Origin of the sequence: Arthrobacter sp. UCD-GKA, from assembly GCF_001863355.1 — a bacterium.
In the GTDB taxonomy this organism is placed as follows: domain Bacteria; phylum Actinomycetota; class Actinomycetes; order Actinomycetales; family Micrococcaceae; genus Paeniglutamicibacter.
Genome location: NZ_MOLR01000007.1, coordinates 198,852 through 214,476, shown reverse-complemented (window position 1 = coordinate 214,476; position 15,625 = coordinate 198,852). Strand labels below are relative to the sequence as shown.

Below are 15,625 nucleotides of genomic sequence, written 5' to 3'. Positions count from 1 at the left end.
CACCGGGCCGATGATGCGTATGCTCGTTCTATGAGTGATGAGCAAACGCCGAATCCTGCCCAACGGATCCGGCCCTTCCGGCAAGCCAAGGCCAGCCCGGAAACCCTCAAGCGGCTCAAGCAGCACCTGGGCGTGCTCTCCACCGTGGCCCTGAAGCACCTTGACCAGTCCCTTCCCTGGTACCGCGGCCTGCGCCCCGAGGAGCGGGCGGCCCTGGGTCTGGTGGCCCAGAAGGGCATCGCCTCCTTCGTCTCCTGGTACGAGCGGCCCACCACCTCACCGCAATGGGTGCTCAACGACGTCTTCGGTGCGGCCCCCACGGAGCTGACCCGGTCCATCAGCCTGCAAAAGGCCCTCCAACTGATCCGCACCATCGTGGAGGTCGTCGAATCCCAGGTCCCGGACATCGCCCCGGAATCCGAGCACACCCAGCTGCGCGAAGCGGTCCTGCGCTACTCGCGGGAGGTCGCCTTCGCCGCGGCGGACGTGTACGCCCGGGCCGCGGAGACCCGCGGGGCCTGGGATTCACGGCTCGAGGCGCTTGTGGTCGATGCGGTGATGCGCGGCGAGTCGCAGGATTCCCTGCGCTCGAGGATTGCGGCCGTGGGATGGAAGTCGCACGAGAACATCCTGGTGATGATCGGTGCCACCCCGGTCTCCTCGCAGGTCGGATTCGTCAGCGAACTCCGCCGCGCCGCCGCCCGCTACGCCCGCGACTCCCTGGTCGGGGTCCACGGCGAACGAGCCATCTTGATGCTCGGCGGGGTGGAGGCGGACCGTGCCGGAATGGACCGCCTGGCCTCGTTCTTCGGCGAGGGCCCGGTGGTCTACAGCCCGCTGGCGCCCACGCTCAAAGAGGCCTCCGCCAGCGCCAAGGCCGCCTTTGCCGCCATCGCCGCAGCCAAGGCCTGGCCGCTGGCCCCGCGCCCCGTGGACGCCGACGACCTGTGGCCCGAGCGGGTCATGAACAACGACACCGAGGCGCGCGAGGCGCTGGTCTCGGGGATCTACAACCCGCTGATCAAGGCCGGAAACGGGCTGATCGAGACGCTTTCGAGCTACCTGTCGCTGGGCCACTCGCTGGAAGGGACGGCCCGCGAGCTGTTCGTCCACGCCAACACCGTGCGGTACCGGCTCAAGCGGGTCTGCGACGTCACCGGCTGGGATCCGCTGGTGCCGCGCGAGGCCTTCGTGCTGCAAACCGCACTGGTGGTCGGCCGGCTGGACACCGAAACATCTGCAAACTTGCCCGAAACGCGGCAACCGGTGCCGCGCAAGGGCCCCGCCACCTTGTAGGATTCATACAAAAGCATGCCGACAAGTCGGTGTGTCAAAACAGCCGTCGTGACCGACTTCTTTGGAAAGCTGGAGTAGTGCTAGCAATCGTGTGCCCTGGACAGGGCTCCCAGACCCCCGGATTCCTTTCCCCATGGCTTGAGGTCCCGGGTGTTTCCGAACATCTCGCCGGACTCTCCGCCATCACGGAACGCGACCTTACCGCCCACGGGACGGTCTCGGACGAGGAGACCATCAAGGACACCGCGGTGGCCCAGCCGCTGATCGTGGCCGCGGGCCTCGTGGCCGCCCGCGCCCTGTTTGGCGAGGCACTGCCGGCCAACACCGTGCTGGCCGGACACTCCGTCGGCGAGATCACCGCAACCGCACTGGCCGGCGCGCTGTCCGAGCAGGACGCCATGGTCTTCGTGCGTGAACGGGCCAACGCCATGGCCCTGGCCGCCGCGGCAACCCCGACCGGCATGGCCGCAGTCCTCGGCGGGGACTCCGAGGAAGTCAACGCGTCGATCATCGCCGCCGGGCTGACCCCGGCCAACGCCAACGGCGGAGGCCAGATCGTTGCCGCCGGCACGCTGGAGCAGATCGAGGGCTTCGCCGCCAATCCTCCGGCCAAGGCCCGGGTCATCCCGCTGAAGGTCGCCGGCGCATTCCACACCCACCACATGGCCCCGGCCGTGGCGGTGCTGGAGGAACTCTCCGCAACGTTGGAGGCCAAGGACCCGAGCACCACGCTGCTGTCCAACTACGACGGCGCCCCGGTCACCGGTGGTGCGGCCAACCTCGCCTCGCTGGTTGCCCAGGTCTCCCGCCCGGTGCGCTGGGACAAGTGCATGGAGCAGATGGCCGCACTGGGCGTCACCGGGATCATCGAGCTGGCCCCGGCAGGAACGCTGGTGGGCCTGGCCCGCCGCGGCCTGAAGGGCGTGCCCACTCTGGCCCTGAAGTCCCCCGCAGACCTCGAGGCGGCACGCGCCTTCGTACTCGAACACACCCAAGCATAGGAAGTCACCGAACCATGACTGCAGTGATGAACCAGACCACCGCGCGCGAATTCAGCCGCATCCACGGTGTGGGCTCCTTCCGCCCCGATGTCATCGTCACCAACGACGACGTCTGCCAGTGGATCGATTCCTCCGACGAGTGGATCCAGCAGCGCACCGGGATCGTGACCCGTGCGCGCGCCGGTGAAGACACCTCGCTGCTGGACATGGCCGAAGGCGCGTCCCGCGAAGCACTGGCTTCGGCGGGCATCGAGGCCAGCCAGATCGGTGCCGTCATCGTTTCCACCGTGACGTTCCCCTATGCCACCCCGTCCGCGGCGGCGGCCCTTGCCGACCGCATCGGGGCCACCCCGGCACCGGCATTCGACATCTCGGCAGCCTGCGCCGGCTACTGCTACGGAGTGGCCCAGGCAGACGCCTTGGTGCGTTCCGGCATGGCCGAATACGTGCTGGTCGTGGGCGCCGAAAAGCTCTCGGACGTCATCGACAACCACGAACGCACCATCTCCTTCCTGCTCGGCGACGGCGCCGGAGCCGTCGTCATCGGCCCCTCGGACATCCCCGGGATCTCCCCGTCGGTGTGGGGTTCGGACGGCTCGAAGTGGTCCGCCATCGGCATGACCCACTCCCAGCTGGACCTGCGCGACGCGGTCCTGCAGGCCGAGTCCTCCCCCGAGGGCACCGCACTGGTCGCCAGCACCGAGGCCCAGCTGTGGCCCACGCTGCGCCAGGACGGCCAGACGGTCTTCCGCTGGGCCGTGTGGGAAATGGCCAAGATGGCCAAGAAGGCCCTGGCCGACGCCGGAGTCACCGCCGAGGACCTGGCCGCGTTCATCCCGCACCAGGCCAACATGCGCATCATCGACGAGATGGTCAAGCAGCTGAAGCTGCCGGAGTCGGTGGTTGTCGCCCGCGACATCGCCACCTCCGGGAACACCTCCGCCGCCTCCATCCCGATGGCCATGGACCGGATGCTGAAGGAGAGCCCCGAGCTTTCCGGCGGCCTGGCCCTGCAAATTGGATTTGGCGCCGGGCTTGTCTTTGGCGCACAGGTCGTTGTCCTGCCCTAGGGTTAACCCCCAGGGACACAACCCATCATTCGGACCGCACACCTGTGGTCTGCATAGTCGTCGGGCTTGTTACCGGCAAACACAGAAAAGGAGCCATCATGGCTAGCAACGAAGAGATTCTGGCCGGCTTGGCCGAGATCGTCAACGAAGAGACCGGTCTGGAGACCGAAGCGGTCGAAATGGACAAGTCCTTCACCGAGGACCTGGACATCGACTCCATCTCGATGATGACGATCGTCGTCAACGCCGAGGAAAAGTTCGACGTGAAGATCCCGGACGAAGAGGTCAAGAACCTCAAGACCGTTGCCGATGCAGTGAACTTCATCGCTGGCGCACAGGCCTAAGCAAGGCATTGATGCCACCCCTTGAGGTACGTTCCCGATACGGGTCGTGCTTCAAGGGGTGCATCGCCCCGGTCTCCATGGCCACCGGTTTGCCGGCACCTGCCAGCCAATCCGCTTTACCGGTTTCGTAACCGATCCCCAGATTTTCGATTCAATCCGGATCCAGCACCCCTTGGTGCCGCGGCCCGATGCTTGGATCGCGCGCTAGCTTCGCTAGCCGTTTCGCCCCAACCAGTAGAGAGTTTCAACATGGCTCGCAAAGTTGTTATCACCGGCCTTGGTGCCACCACGCCCATCGGCGGAGACGTCCCGACCCTGTGGGCCAACGCCCTCAAGGGTGTTTCCGGCGCCCACACGCTGCCCGATGAATGGGTTGAAACCTACAACTTGCCGGTGAAATTTGCCGCCAAGGCATCCACTCCGGCCTCCGAGGTCCTCTCCCGCGTGGAAATGAAGCGCATGGACCCTTCCACCCAGTTCGCCGTGGTTGCCGCGCGCGAGGCCTGGAAGGATTCCGGCATCGAGACGGTCGACCACGACCGCCTGGCGGTGGCGTTTGCCACCGGAATCGGCGGCGTCTGGACGCTGCTTGACGCCTGGGACACCTTGAAGGAAAAGGGCCCGCGCCGCGTGCTGCCCATGACGGTTCCGATGCTGATGCCCAACGGCCCGGCCGCGGCCGTCTCGCTGGACCTCGGCGCACGCGCCGGCGCCCACACCCCCGTTTCGGCCTGCGCCTCGGGCACCGAGGCCATGCACATCGGCCTCGAGCTGATCCGTTCGGGCAAGGCCGACGTCGTGGTTTGCGGCGGCGCGGAAGCCGCCATCCACCCGATGCCGATGGCCTCTTTTGCCGCCATGCAGGCGCTGTCCAAGCGCAACGACGACCCGGAGCACGCCTCGCGCCCGTATGACATCGACCGTGACGGCTTCGTCATGGGCGAAGGCGCCGGTGCCCTGGTCCTCGAGGCCGAGGAGCACGCCATTGCCCGCGGCGCCACGATCTACGCCGAGTTGGCCGGCACCTCGGTCACCGCCGACGCCTACCACATCACCGCGCCGGACCCGGAGGGCCTGGGTGCCACCCGCGCCCTGAAGGCGGCGATGTTCGACGGTCGGATCCAGCCCGAGGACGTGGTGCACGTCAACGCGCACGCGACTTCGACGCCGGTTGGCGACAAGCCCGAGTACACGGCCCTGCGTGCGGCCCTGGGCTCGCACCTGGACAAGGTCTGTGTCTCGGCCACCAAGTCGCAGATGGGCCACCTGCTCGGCGCCTCCGGTGCCGTCGAGTCGGTGCTTGCCGTGCTGGCCGTCTACCACCGCAAGGCCCCGGTGACCATCAACCTGGAAAACCAGGATCCGGAAATTCCGTTGGATGTCGTTGTCGGCACCCCGCGCGAACTGCCCGAGGGCTCCATCGTTGCGCTGAACAACTCGTTCGGCTTCGGCGGGCACAACGCCGTCGTTGCCATCCGCAGCGTCTAGCACCCTGGCGGGGCAGCACCCGCCGAGCTGACAATGCCCGGGACCCGATTCGAGTCCCGGGCATTCTCATTACCGAGGTGGGTCGGGGAAGTGCGGGGCCGGCAAGGACAACCGGCCCGAACTGCCGCAAAGGTGCGACCCCCCGTCGCCGATCGCGTCCTTTTGGGAAGCCCAACTGTCCCCGGTTTTCACCGGAGCACAGCGCCTGCGGCCATGCGGGCAACGTCATGAAGGACTGCCAGGCCGCCGGGCCTTGAGGCCGGAAGCGGTGCCAAGTTGGTGGGCGGCCAGGGGGCTGGCGAATTCCAGTTGCCGCGGCGCATCCCGGTCGCCGGAGCGGACTGGTGCTTGCTGTGCGTTTTGCGCCTGACGTCTACGACACTGGGTGGAACGGTCCCGCATCATTCCCGAAGCTGGATCGCCCGCATGCGACACGCGATGCAACCAATCGCCAATTCGCCGGATGCCTTGTCCCCGAGCGATGTTCCACCTGGTTGGAATGGTGACCATTCCGTCCAGGCCGTGCCGCTCTGCTGCTTTCGGCAAGGCCCGCAGGAAAGCCGTGGCTGTGCGGCGCGGATTGCCGCGGTGGGATGATCCGGCTAGATGACCTGGTGCAGCCAGCGCACGGGTGCGCCCTCGGCCGCATAGCGGAAGGGTTCGAGTTCCTCGTCCCAGGCCTCACCCAGGGCGATGGAGAGCTCTTGGTACACGATGGCCGGATCCCCGGCACCCTTTTCGTAGGCCCAGCGGATGCGTTCCTCGGAAACCATGATGTTGCCGGCGGCATCGGTGGTGGCATGGAAGATGCCCAGTTCCGGGGTGTGGGACCAGCGGCTCGAGTCGACACCGGGGCTTGCTTCCTCGGTGACCTCGTAGCGAAGGTGTGCCCAGCCGCGAAGAGCGGACGCCAAAAGAGCACCGGTCCCGGGCTTGCCGGTCCAGTTGACCTCCGCCCGGGACATGCCGGGGGCCGCGCTCTGCTCCGTCCAGTGCAGGTCGGTCCGCTGGTCGACAACGGAACCGATCGCCCATTCGATATGCGGGCACAGCGCTGAAGGGGCTGAGTGTACGAAAAGTACGCCCCTTGTCAGTGCGTCAGACATGCTTTCCTCCGATGTGCTGTTGGAACGTCTTCCCCAACGTCAACAACCCTGATTCGAAGTCCAGTAAGTCCTGTTTAGTATTGTGCATGATTATACGTCGTTCGGCCAGCGACTTTCGACCATGACTTCGGTTTATGCGCGCGGATGGGCCTTTTGGTAACTGTCCTTGAGCCGCTCGACGGACACCTGGGTGTAAAGCTGCGTGGTGGCAAGCGAGGAATGCCCCAGGATCTCCTGCACGGCACGCAGATCCGCTCCCCGGTCCAACAGGTGGGTTGCCGCGCTGTGCCGCAGTGCGTGGGGCCCGCGCGCGGCGGTGTCCCCCAGCGCCGCGAGCGCGTCCGAGACCACCTGGCGGGCCTGGCGGGCATCGAGGCGCTTCCCGCGACGACCCAGCAGCAGCGCACGGGCGGAGCCATCGGTGCGCAAGACCGGTCGGCCACGGCGCAGCCAGTCATCGAGGGCATTCAACGCCGGCTGGCCGAACGGGACGGTGCGTTCCTTGTTGCCCTTGCCGTTGACCCGCAGCGTCCGCCGGTCCAGGTCGATGTCGCCGACATCCAGCGACACCAGCTCCCCCACGCGGATGGGGGTGGCATAGAGGAGTTCCAGGATGAGCTTGTCGCGGTCGGCGAGCGCGAGCTGTTCGGCGCTGGGGTCCGGCGTCTTGTCCTCCGGGGCGCGGGGTGGCTGGGGCGTGGGTTGGAAGATTCGTTCGATTTGGTTGTTTTGCAGGATGTGCGGGAGGCGTTGTTCGCGTTTGGGTGACTGGAGGCGGATGGCCGGGTTGGTGGTGATGAGGTTTTCGCGTACTGCCCAGGCGAGGAAGCTGCGGATGGTGGCGGAGCGTCGGGCGAGGGTGGCGCGGGAGAGGCCGGATTCCTGGAGCGCCATGAGCCAGCCGCGCAGCAGGGTGAGGTCGAGGCCTGCCATGTTGGTGGCACCGCGTTTGGTGGCATAGGCGTAGAGGTTGGTGATGTCGCCTCCGTAGGCGCGCAGGGTGTGTTCGCTGCGTTCGCGTTCCAGGGCGATGTGTCTCAGGAAGCCGTCGCGGGCTTCATGCAGCTCGGCCGGGAGGGGCGGGGCTTCGGTTTTTTGTTCGATTGGCTCTGGCACGTCTCTACTGTCTCCCGCGCGGGGGCCCGGGGCAATGGTGCCACGCCGGTTGGTCGGCGCAGGGTGTCGCTCAGTCCGGCTGGGGGGCTCCGCGTTGGGGTTCGCGTCCGTTGGGGAAGCGGCGTATCCATCCGTTGCCGGTGCGTTGGGCCAGTGAGCGGGCCGAGAGGCGGGAGAGTCCCCCGAGGATCGATCCCATGCCCAGTCCGGCTACGATGGCCAGTTGGTCGGGGGTGCGCGGGATGCGGACGGGCAGGGCGTCGAGCAGGAGCAGGTCTTGGACGGGCAGTCCGTCGTAGTCCCTGCGGTCCTCCGCTTCGGTGGTGCCGGCGTCCCGGGTTGCGGGGACCGCTTCGGCGGGTGCGGGTGACTGCATGGGGAGGTTGAGCAGTTCGATGGCTTCTGCGGCGTCGGTGACAAGGGTTGCAGCGCCCTCGCGGATGAGACGGTGGCATCCTGCGGAGTTGGCGGAGAAGACGGAGCCGGGGACGGCTCCGACCTCGCGGCCCATTTCTGCTGCGTGGTGAGCGGTGCTCAGTGCCCCGGAGCGCCAGCGGGCTTCGGGGACGATGGTTGCGGCACACAGGGCGGCGATCATCCTGTTGCGTTGCAAAAATCTCCAGCGGCTGGGCGTTGCCCCGGGTGCCACCTCGGCGATGAGCAACCCCTGGCGGTGGACGGCCTTGAGCAGGTCTTCGTTCCCCACGGGGTAGAAGCGGTTCAGTCCCCCCGCCATCACGGCAATGGTTGGGGGCGTGGCGGGCTGGCCCGGGGCCTGGTTGGTGGGCGCGTCTTCGGCGAGCGCGGCTTGGTGGGCTTGGGCGTCTATGCCGTAGGCCCCTCCCGAGACAATGCAGATGCCGTGTTCGCGAAGCCCGTGGACGAGTTCTGCGGTGATGGTGCGTCCATACTCCGTGGCGTCTCGAGATCCGACGATGGCGACCAGGCGGGAGGTGTCGTGCAGGATGGCCAGGTCCCCTTCTCCCCGATACCACAGGGCCAGCGGTGCGGCGAGGCCGAGGGCTTCGAAGCCGGTGGGCCAGTGGGGGTCGTGCGGGGCGATAAGCCCTCCCCCGAGGTGGGTCATGAGCTTGAGGTCCGCTTCGGGGTCGGCGAGCGCCGCGCGTGGGCGCCAGCGTTCGAGCCCGGCGTCCAGGCGCAGGGCGGAGCGGGAGGCTCCGTGGGCGTCGAGCAGTTCTGCGACTTGTTGCTGTTCGCTGGCGGGGGCAGGTCCGGCATGGTCGTGGATGAGCCGGTAGGCGTCGATGGCTCCCGCTATCTGCACGAGGGCGGCTCCGGTTTGGTCGTTGGGTTCGATGATGTGGGTGAGGCCGGCTCGCGCCAGGATCTCCGGGTTGGTGTTGTCCATGTCGGCGTTGCTTCCCGCTGGTGTGGTGGCGTCCTCCCGGGCGTTGCGCCGTGCCCGTGCCGCTCGGCTTCGGGCAGGGGCCGTGAGGGTCTTGGTGTTCCCCCCATGGTGCGGTGGACAGCTGCCTGTGGTTCGGGAAGGGATCGCGGCGTGTGGACGGGGCGCGGGCACACGGCATTGCCGGTTGTGGGGGCAAGTGCGTCCAGCGTGCCGGCGGTAGTCGCCCGCCGGCTCCGGGAGGCTGTTGGAACGGAACAAATGTTGCTTGTGGGAGTGCAAATAGGTAACGATGGGTTCAACGTCCATACCGACGGCCACGTGCTTCCGGGGGCGATCGCCTGTCGGAACAACTGAAACGAAACTAGGCACCACACATGAGAAAACAGAAGCTCCCCCTGATTGCAGCCCTGTCCGTCGTGGCCGGTTCCCTAATCCTGTCCGGGTGCTCCAATCCCACCGCGGCTCCGTCCCCCAGCGATTCGGCAAGCGGCGGCACCCTTACGGTGTCCTCGGCGAACTTCACCGAATCCGAGATCATCGGCAACCTCTATGCCGAGGCGCTGAAGGATGCGGGATTCACCGTCGAAACGAAGTTCAACATCGGGACCCGCGAGGCCTACATCCCGGCGCTGTCCGACGGTTCGATCGATGTGATCCCGGACTACACCGGGAACCTTTTGCTCTTCCTGGACAAGAACGCCGACGTATCTTCGCCGGAGTCGATCCTTTCGGCCCTGCCCGCGGCGCTGGCCACCAAGAAGCTGTCCATGCTCACCGCGGCCTCGGCCGAGGACAAGGACGCGGTCGTTGTCACCCGGGCCACGGCCGATAAGTGGAACCTGAAGACGATCGAGGACCTGGTGCCGCACAACGACGAGGTCATCATGGCCGGACCGCCCGAGTTCAAGGAACGGGCCGTGGGGTTGCCGGGGCTGGAGAAGAACTACGGGTTCGCACCGGTGAAGTTCGAACCGATTTCCGATGGCGGCGGTCCGGCAACCGTGAAGGCGCTGCTTGACGGGAAGGTGACCGCGGCGAACATCTTCACCACGTCCACCGCGATCCCGGCCAACGACCTGGTGGTCCTCGAGGACCCGAAGAACAACTTCCCGGCCCAGCAGGTCGTCCCGGTCGCCGCGGAGGGCAAGCTCGACGACAAGGCCGTTGCGGCGATCGATGCGATCTCCGCGAAGCTGAGCACCGAGGAACTGATCAAGCTCAACGGGCAGGTCTCCGGGGATGCGAAGGTCGAGCCTAAGCAGGCGGCCATCACGTGGCTCACCGAGCAGGGCTTGCTGGGCAAGTAGCGCGGAATTCCGCCCTAGAACGACCGCATTAGAACACATATTCGACTCGGGGACGGGTGGGCTTGCCCGCCGGTGGGCCACACCCATCCCCGACCGGATTTTCGCGCCGCACCGCCACGACAAGGACCCCAAGAGACCGCAATGATCACCTTCGAATCAGTGTCCAAGCTCTACCCGGGCGGAACCCAGGCGGTCACCGACCTGGACCTGCAGATCGCCACCGGCTCCTTCACGGTGCTGGTGGGCCCCAGCGGCTGCGGCAAGACCACCTCGATGCGGATGATCAACCGCATGGTCGCACCGACCGGCGGCCGGGTCCTTATCGACGGGCAGGACGTGGCGGACATCCGTGCCGTCACCCTGCGCCTGGGGATCGGCTACGTGCTGCAAAMCGCCGGGCTCTTCCCGCACCGCACGGTGCKGGACAACGTCGCCACCGTCCAACGCCTGCTGGGCCTGTCCAAGGCCGAGGCCCGCACCAAGGCCCACGAGGCCATGGAACGGGTCGGGCTGGACGCCTCCCTGGCCACCCGGTACCCGGCACAGCTCTCCGGCGGGCAGCAGCAACGCGTCGGGGTCGCCCGCGCGCTGGCCGCCGACCCGCCGATCCTGCTCATGGACGAACCCTTTTCCGCGGTGGACCCGATCGTGCGCCTGGAACTGCAGCAGGAAGTCGCCCACCTGCAGGCCGAAATCAAGAAGACCATCGTGATGGTCACCCACGACATCGACGAGGCGCTGACCCTCGGGGACCGCATCGCGGTGCTGGCCCCCGGCGGGGTGCTGCACCAATACGCCGCCCCGATCGACATCCTCGCCCGGCCTGCCACCGACTTCGTCGCCTCGCTGGTCGCCAAGGACCGCGGGTTCCGCACCCTGTCCTTCGAGACGCTCACCGGCCTGGGCACCACCGCCCTGCCGGTTCCCGGCCCCGGGGGACTCATCGACATGTCCGCGCTGTCCCCGGGATGGAGCGTGCAGGTCAACCGCGATGCCGGCACCGCCGCGTGGATCGACGCCGACGGGGCCGTGTTCGGCCCGCACCCGCTGGTGCCGGCGGATGCCTCCCTGCGCACCGGGCTGGACGCGGTGCTGGCCTCCCCGACCTCCGCGGCGCTGCTGGTGGATGGAACCGGGACCATCGGCTCCTACTTCACCCTGGCGGACCTGGGTCCGCTGCTGCGCCCCAACGAGCAGGCCCGCGCATGAACTGGCTGCTGGACAACCTGCCCCAGGCAATGGGGCTGACCGTTGAGCACCTGTACCTGAGCCTGGTCCCCACCCTCGTCGGGGTCGTGGTGGCCCTGGGGCTCGGGCTGGCCTTCGGGAACCGGCCGCGTGCCCGGGCGATTATCACCGCGGTGGCCAGTGCGATCTTCACCATCCCCTCGCTGGCACTATTCGTGGTGATCCCCTCGATCATCGGCACCCAGATCCTGGATCCGCTCAACGTGGTCCTCGCCCTGGCCCTGTACTCCACCTCGCTGCTGGTGCGCACCGTGTTCGACGCGCTGGACGCCGTGGCCCCGGAGGTGCTCAATGCCGCCGAGGCCCTGGGCTACTCCCACGCGAGGCGCCGGATCTTCGTGGACCTGCCCCTGGCCGTGGCCCCGCTGGCCGCCGGCACCCGGGTCGCCGCGGTGACCAACGTGTCGCTGGTGTCGGTGGGTGCGGTGATCGGCGTGGGTGGACTGGGCCAACTCTTTGTCTCGGGCTACCAGCGCAACTACCCGGACCAGATCCTGGCCGGAATCATCGTGATCCTGCTTGTGGCCCTGGTCTTTGACCGGGTCATCGCGGTCGCCGCCCGGCTGCTGACCCCCTGGCTGCACCAGGGTGCCGCGGCGAATTCCGGGGACGGCAAACGCCGGCGAACCAGCCCCGCACCCGTCGCTCCGGCACCGCAAGAGCTGGCCGCATCCGGGCGGGAGGCCAAATGATCAACGAAATGCTGGCCTACTTCGCCCAGGGCGCCAACTGGGCCGGGGAGACCGGGATCCCGGCCCGGCTCGGCGAGCACCTCTGGTACTCGTTCCTGGCCGTTGCGGCCGCCGCGGTGCTCGCGTTCCCCGTCGGCGTGTTCATCGGGCACACCGGCGTGGGCAAGGTCTACCTGGTTTCGGCCTCCAACGTGCTGCGTGCACTGCCCTCGCTGGGCATCATGACGCTGCTGGTGCTCTTGATGGGCATCGGGCTGCTGCCGCCGCTGGCCGCGTTGGTGCTGATCGCGATCCCGCCGATCCTGGCGGGGGTCTACGCCGGGGTCGCCAACGTCGATCCCGAGGTGGTGGACGCCGCCCGGGCCATCGGCATGAAGGACTCCCGGATCATCCTGCAGGTCGAGCTGCCGCTGGCGCTGCCGCTGATCCTGGGCGGGATGCGCGGGGCGATCCTGCAGGTCGTCGCCACCGCCACGATCGCCGCCTACGTGAACCTGGGCGGGCTGGGCCGCTACATCTTCGACGGGCTCGCGCTCTACGACTACGGCCAGGTGCTGGTCGGCGCGGTGCTGGTCACCGCGCTGGCGCTGGTGCTCGACGGGTTGCTGGCCTTGCTGGTCAAGGCCGTGTCCCCGGCCAGGCGCGCGATCGCCAGGTAGCGGGCCCCCGGCAACCGACGCGGTCGGCGAGCGCGGCCGCGAAACAGGGAGCCGATGTGTCCTTGTCCGGTTCCAGGGAAACCATCTGAAACACTGGTCCCATGCCACCCTTGGAACCAGATGTCGTCCTGCGCAGTTTCACCCGCGCAGACACGGAATTCTTCTCGCGCCTCGCCACGGATGGTCGCGTCACGCGTTTCGTGGGCGACGGCCGCCCCTGGGACAGCGGGGTCATCGCCTCACGGGTTGATTCCGCGCTTGGTGGGTTGCCGCCGGAGCACCCCGAAGCCAGGCGCTGGTTCATCGCCAGCCTGGGCGGGGAGCCCGCCGGGCTGGTGGTCTCCTCCCGCCACGAAGAGGCAGTTGAAATCGGCTATTGGGTGGCACCCGAGCATTGGGGCAGGGGCTTGGCCGGGAGGATGGTGGCCATGGCGATCCCTGTCGTTTGGGATGCATACGGCCCGGTTTCACTGTCCGCACGGGTCGAGCCGGGGAACCTGGCTTCCGTTCGCATCCTGGCGCGCCACGGCTTCCGCGCCGACGGGGTGACGCCCGAGGGCCTGGCCGTGTACCGGCTCGATCACCATTCCCCAGCACGGTCTTGAACAGCTGCTGCCCCGGTCATGGAGCGTTCGACCGGCAGGGAACCGCCGGAAATCACCGGTCACAGGATCGGTGGCTGCGGGGATTCCGGCAACAGCACCGAACCCCACGTCCACATCCAAGCCATCGACATCCGCGACGTCGACGCCGCGCGAGCGGTGCCCCTGGCATTCAGGTCGGCGCTGCTGCGCAACGGAGAGGTCATCGAGGTCCCCGCGCAGCGGTGCCAAAGCCCTATGCGGCGAGGTTCAGCCCACGTCCCCCTTGCCGTGTTGGCGCAGCTGGATCGCCACATCCACGTCGTCCGCCGTCGGGCAGGCATGGGAGTTCAAATCCGCGATGGACCAGGCAATGCGCAGCACCCGGTCATATCCGCGCGCGCTCAGCCGCAGGGACTCGGTGGCCCGGTTCAGCCCGGCCAGGGTTGCTGTCAGCAGGCGCAGCTCGTTGCGCAGGATCGCCCCGGGCACCTCGGCATTGGTGCCGATCCCCCAACGCTTGAGCCGGTCGCGGGCCGCGCCACGGGCTTTGGCGACCCGGGCGGCCACCACCGCGGAGCGTTCTCCGGTGTCGCGTCCGGCCAGCTCCCGGGCCGATAGCTGCGGCACAAAGAGCTGCATGTCGATCCGGTCCAGCAGCGGGCCCGAGAGCCGGGCCAGGTAGCGTCGGCGCTGCATCGGGGTGCAGGTGCACTCGGTCCCCTTGCCCAGGTTGCGTCCGCAGGGACACGGGTTGGCCGCCAGCAGCAGCTGGAAGCGCGCCGGGTAGCTGGCGGTGCCCGCCGCCCGGTGCAGCACCAGCACCCCGGATTCCAGGGGCTGGCGCAGCGCGTCCAGGGCCGTGGCCGAGAACTCCGGTGCCTCGTCCAGGAAGAGCACGCCCCGGTGCGCCCGGGAGGCGGCACCGGGGCGCGGGATGCCGCTGCCCCCTCCAATGAGCGCGACCATGGAGGCGCTGTGGTGCGGGGACTCGAAGGGCGGGCGGCGCAGCAGCGAGGTGATGGTCGTTCCCCCGGCGGCCAGCGAATGCACGGCGGTGGTTTCCAGCGCCTGGGCATCGTCGAGGTCGGGCAGCAGCCCGGGCAGGCGTTGGGCGAGCATGGTCTTCCCCGCCCCGGGAGGCCCGGTGAACAGCAGGTGGTGTCCTCCGGCGGCCGCGACCTCCAGGGCGTACTTGCCTTGGGCCTGGCCGAGGACCTCGGACAGGTCCGGCTCGGGGCTGCCTGTTGCCGACCATGCCGCGCCCTTGCGCGCGGGCGAATTGTGCCGGGCCCTGTAGCGCAGCGCGAGGGGGTCGGCGCCGCAGTCGGCCAGGACCTGGGACAGGTGAGCGTAGGAGCGCACGCGGGCTCCTGCCACCAGTTGCGCCTCCGCGCCGTTCTCCTCGGCGACCACCACCGCCGGGCAGCCCGCGCGCACGGCGGCCATGACGGCCGGAAGCACCCCGGGGATCGGGCGCAGGGACCCGTCGAGGCCGAGCTCGGCCAGGTAGACCACGCCCGGGGCCGGGGTGATGGCCCGGTCCGCAGCCAGTGCGGCCAACAGGATGGCCAGATCGAATCCGGAACCGCGCTTGTGCAGCGTGGCGGGGGTCAGGTTCACCGTCAGCCGCCGGTTGGGCAGCGGGATGCCGGAGTTGCGGGCCGCGGACCGGATGCGCTCACGTGATTCATTCAATGCGGCGTCGGGCAGCCCCAGCAGGATGAAGCCGGGGATGCCGTTGCCGACATCCGCTTCCACCTCGATGAGCGCCCCGGACAGGCCCGTGAGCCCGATGCCCAGGGTGCGGGCCAGGCTCACGACTCCACCCCCACCAGGTGCTCGATGCTTGGCTGCGCACCCGGGGGCATCAGGATCGCCACCACGTCCACCCGCACGGCACCCGGGTTGCGGCGATGGGCCACGCACCAGCGCCGCACCAGGCGCGAGAGCCTGCGCAGCTTGGCCGGGTTCACCGCCTCGGCCGGGTGCCCGAAGCCCAGCGAGCTGCGGGTCTTGACCTCCACCCCGACGATCTGGCCGTTCGCCTCTGCGACGATGTCCAACTCGCCGAGGTTGCAGCGCCAATTGCGTTCCAGCACCCTGTAGCCGGAGTTCAGCAGGTAGCTGGCGGCAAGTTCCTCGCCTTTGGCACCGAGTTCCTGGTTGTGGTTCATGGGCACACTCCTGGGTTCTCCGACCGCGATCCCCCGGGGACAGTGGAGGGGGTTGCTGGTCGGTTGGTTCCAAGGATGCACCGGGCCGGACGGCGAGCGCCGGGCCGGAGGCACCGGTGTGGATAACCGCCGGCAGCCACGATCGGCGAGCGCCGAGGCACCCCTACGGAG

15 protein-coding genes are annotated in these 15,625 nt (G+C 68.2%); 10 read left to right on the top strand and 5 right to left on the bottom strand.

Translation table 11 applies throughout. The features are described from left to right. Positions 1 to 30: 30 nt before the first annotated feature. The 5 genes from BLJ79_RS14070 (at position 31) to fabF (ending at position 5,199) form a co-directional block, all read left to right on the top strand. Positions 31 to 1,296, top strand: coding sequence for a PucR family transcriptional regulator (locus tag BLJ79_RS14070; RefSeq protein WP_071215388.1), 1,266 nt, complete (start codon positions 31 to 33; stop codon positions 1,294 to 1,296). A gap of 77 nt (positions 1,297 to 1,373) precedes the next feature. Next, positions 1,374 to 2,297 (top strand): ACP S-malonyltransferase, encoded by a 924-nt coding sequence (locus tag BLJ79_RS14065; RefSeq protein WP_071215387.1) that lies wholly within the window; start codon positions 1,374 to 1,376, stop codon positions 2,295 to 2,297. 14 nt (positions 2,298 to 2,311) lie between these two features. Continuing rightward, on the top strand, positions 2,312 to 3,367 hold the full coding sequence (locus BLJ79_RS14060; protein ID WP_071215386.1) for a beta-ketoacyl-ACP synthase III: 1,056 nt from the start codon (positions 2,312 to 2,314) through the stop codon (positions 3,365 to 3,367). A gap of 98 nt (positions 3,368 to 3,465) precedes the next feature. Further along, complete coding sequence (locus BLJ79_RS14055) at positions 3,466 to 3,711, top strand: acyl carrier protein (RefSeq protein WP_007271483.1); 246 nt, start codon at positions 3,466 to 3,468, stop codon at positions 3,709 to 3,711. A 249-nt stretch (positions 3,712 to 3,960) separates the two neighbouring features. After that, entirely contained in the window at positions 3,961 to 5,199 is a 1,239-nt protein-coding gene (gene fabF, locus BLJ79_RS14050; protein WP_071215385.1) for a beta-ketoacyl-ACP synthase II, read from the top strand. A gap of 602 nt (positions 5,200 to 5,801) precedes the next feature. On the opposite strand, the gene BLJ79_RS14045 is transcribed toward fabF, so the two are convergent. The 3 genes from BLJ79_RS14045 to dprA all read right to left on the bottom strand — a co-directional run bounded on the left by BLJ79_RS14045 (position 5,802) and on the right by dprA (position 8,790). After that, positions 5,802 to 6,305, bottom strand: coding sequence for a DUF3145 domain-containing protein (locus BLJ79_RS14045; protein ID WP_071215384.1), 504 nt, complete (start codon positions 6,303 to 6,305; stop codon positions 5,802 to 5,804). A gap of 132 nt (positions 6,306 to 6,437) precedes the next feature. Further along, positions 6,438 to 7,421: a tyrosine recombinase XerC gene (locus BLJ79_RS14040; RefSeq protein ID WP_083411307.1), complete on the bottom strand. Its 984-nt coding sequence runs from the start codon at positions 7,419 to 7,421 to the stop codon at positions 6,438 to 6,440. Between the two features lie 70 nt (positions 7,422 to 7,491). Beyond that, the gene (gene dprA, locus BLJ79_RS14035; RefSeq protein ID WP_071215383.1) at positions 7,492 to 8,790 is read right to left on the bottom strand and encodes a DNA-processing protein DprA; all 1,299 of its coding nucleotides are present in this window, start codon (positions 8,788 to 8,790) and stop codon (positions 7,492 to 7,494) included. A gap of 374 nt (positions 8,791 to 9,164) precedes the next feature. Here dprA and BLJ79_RS14030 point away from each other — a divergent pair, with 374 nt between their 5' ends. The 5 genes from BLJ79_RS14030 to BLJ79_RS14010 all read left to right on the top strand — a co-directional run bounded on the left by BLJ79_RS14030 (position 9,165) and on the right by BLJ79_RS14010 (position 13,301). Further along, on the top strand, positions 9,165 to 10,097 hold the full coding sequence (locus BLJ79_RS14030) for an ABC transporter substrate-binding protein (protein WP_071215382.1): 933 nt from the start codon (positions 9,165 to 9,167) through the stop codon (positions 10,095 to 10,097). Positions 10,098 to 10,238: 141 nt separating this feature from the next. Continuing rightward, entirely contained in the window at positions 10,239 to 11,306 is a 1,068-nt protein-coding gene (locus BLJ79_RS14025) for an ABC transporter ATP-binding protein (RefSeq protein WP_071215381.1), read from the top strand. After that, entirely contained in the window at positions 11,303 to 12,037 is a 735-nt protein-coding gene (locus BLJ79_RS14020; RefSeq protein ID WP_071215380.1) for an ABC transporter permease, read from the top strand. Before BLJ79_RS14025 ends, BLJ79_RS14020 begins: the two co-directional genes overlap by 4 nt. After that, the gene (locus BLJ79_RS14015; RefSeq protein WP_071215379.1) at positions 12,034 to 12,696 is read left to right on the top strand and encodes an ABC transporter permease; all 663 of its coding nucleotides are present in this window, start codon (positions 12,034 to 12,036) and stop codon (positions 12,694 to 12,696) included. Before BLJ79_RS14020 ends, BLJ79_RS14015 begins: the two co-directional genes overlap by 4 nt. A gap of 101 nt (positions 12,697 to 12,797) precedes the next feature. After that, positions 12,798 to 13,301 (top strand): GNAT family N-acetyltransferase, encoded by a 504-nt coding sequence (locus BLJ79_RS14010; RefSeq protein WP_083411306.1) that lies wholly within the window; start codon positions 12,798 to 12,800, stop codon positions 13,299 to 13,301. A gap of 246 nt (positions 13,302 to 13,547) precedes the next feature. Here BLJ79_RS14010 and BLJ79_RS14005 read toward each other — a convergent pair whose 3' ends face one another. Further along, complete coding sequence (locus BLJ79_RS14005) at positions 13,548 to 15,098, bottom strand: YifB family Mg chelatase-like AAA ATPase (protein ID WP_071215377.1); 1,551 nt, start codon at positions 15,096 to 15,098, stop codon at positions 13,548 to 13,550. Next, positions 15,095 to 15,454: a YraN family protein gene (locus BLJ79_RS14000; RefSeq protein WP_071215376.1), complete on the bottom strand. Its 360-nt coding sequence runs from the start codon at positions 15,452 to 15,454 to the stop codon at positions 15,095 to 15,097. Before BLJ79_RS14000 ends, BLJ79_RS14005 begins: the two co-directional genes overlap by 4 nt. Positions 15,455 to 15,625 lie beyond the last annotated feature (171 nt).

What these genes read in the sequence shown, in the direction of transcription:
- dprA (WP_071215383.1), bottom strand. Translation starts at nt 8,790, where the DNA reads ATGGACAACACCAACCCGGAGATCCTGGCGCGAGCCGGCCTCACCCAC.
- BLJ79_RS14010 (WP_083411306.1), top strand. Translation starts at nt 12,798, where the DNA reads ATGCCACCCTTGGAACCAGATGTCGTCCTGCGCAGTTTCACCCGCGCA.
- BLJ79_RS14055 (WP_007271483.1), top strand. Translation starts at nt 3,466, where the DNA reads ATGGCTAGCAACGAAGAGATTCTGGCCGGCTTGGCCGAGATCGTCAAC.
- BLJ79_RS14060 (WP_071215386.1), top strand. Translation starts at nt 2,312, where the DNA reads ATGACTGCAGTGATGAACCAGACCACCGCGCGCGAATTCAGCCGCATC.
- BLJ79_RS14030 (WP_071215382.1), top strand. Translation starts at nt 9,165, where the DNA reads ATGAGAAAACAGAAGCTCCCCCTGATTGCAGCCCTGTCCGTCGTGGCC.
- fabF (WP_071215385.1), top strand. Translation starts at nt 3,961, where the DNA reads ATGGCTCGCAAAGTTGTTATCACCGGCCTTGGTGCCACCACGCCCATC.
- BLJ79_RS14045 (WP_071215384.1), bottom strand. Translation starts at nt 6,305, where the DNA reads ATGTCTGACGCACTGACAAGGGGCGTACTTTTCGTACACTCAGCCCCT.
- BLJ79_RS14070 (WP_071215388.1), top strand. Translation starts at nt 31, where the DNA reads ATGAGTGATGAGCAAACGCCGAATCCTGCCCAACGGATCCGGCCCTTC.
- BLJ79_RS14015 (WP_071215379.1), top strand. Translation starts at nt 12,034, where the DNA reads ATGATCAACGAAATGCTGGCCTACTTCGCCCAGGGCGCCAACTGGGCC.
- BLJ79_RS14000 (WP_071215376.1), bottom strand. Translation starts at nt 15,454, where the DNA reads ATGAACCACAACCAGGAACTCGGTGCCAAAGGCGAGGAACTTGCCGCC.
- BLJ79_RS14020 (WP_071215380.1), top strand. Translation starts at nt 11,303, where the DNA reads ATGAACTGGCTGCTGGACAACCTGCCCCAGGCAATGGGGCTGACCGTT.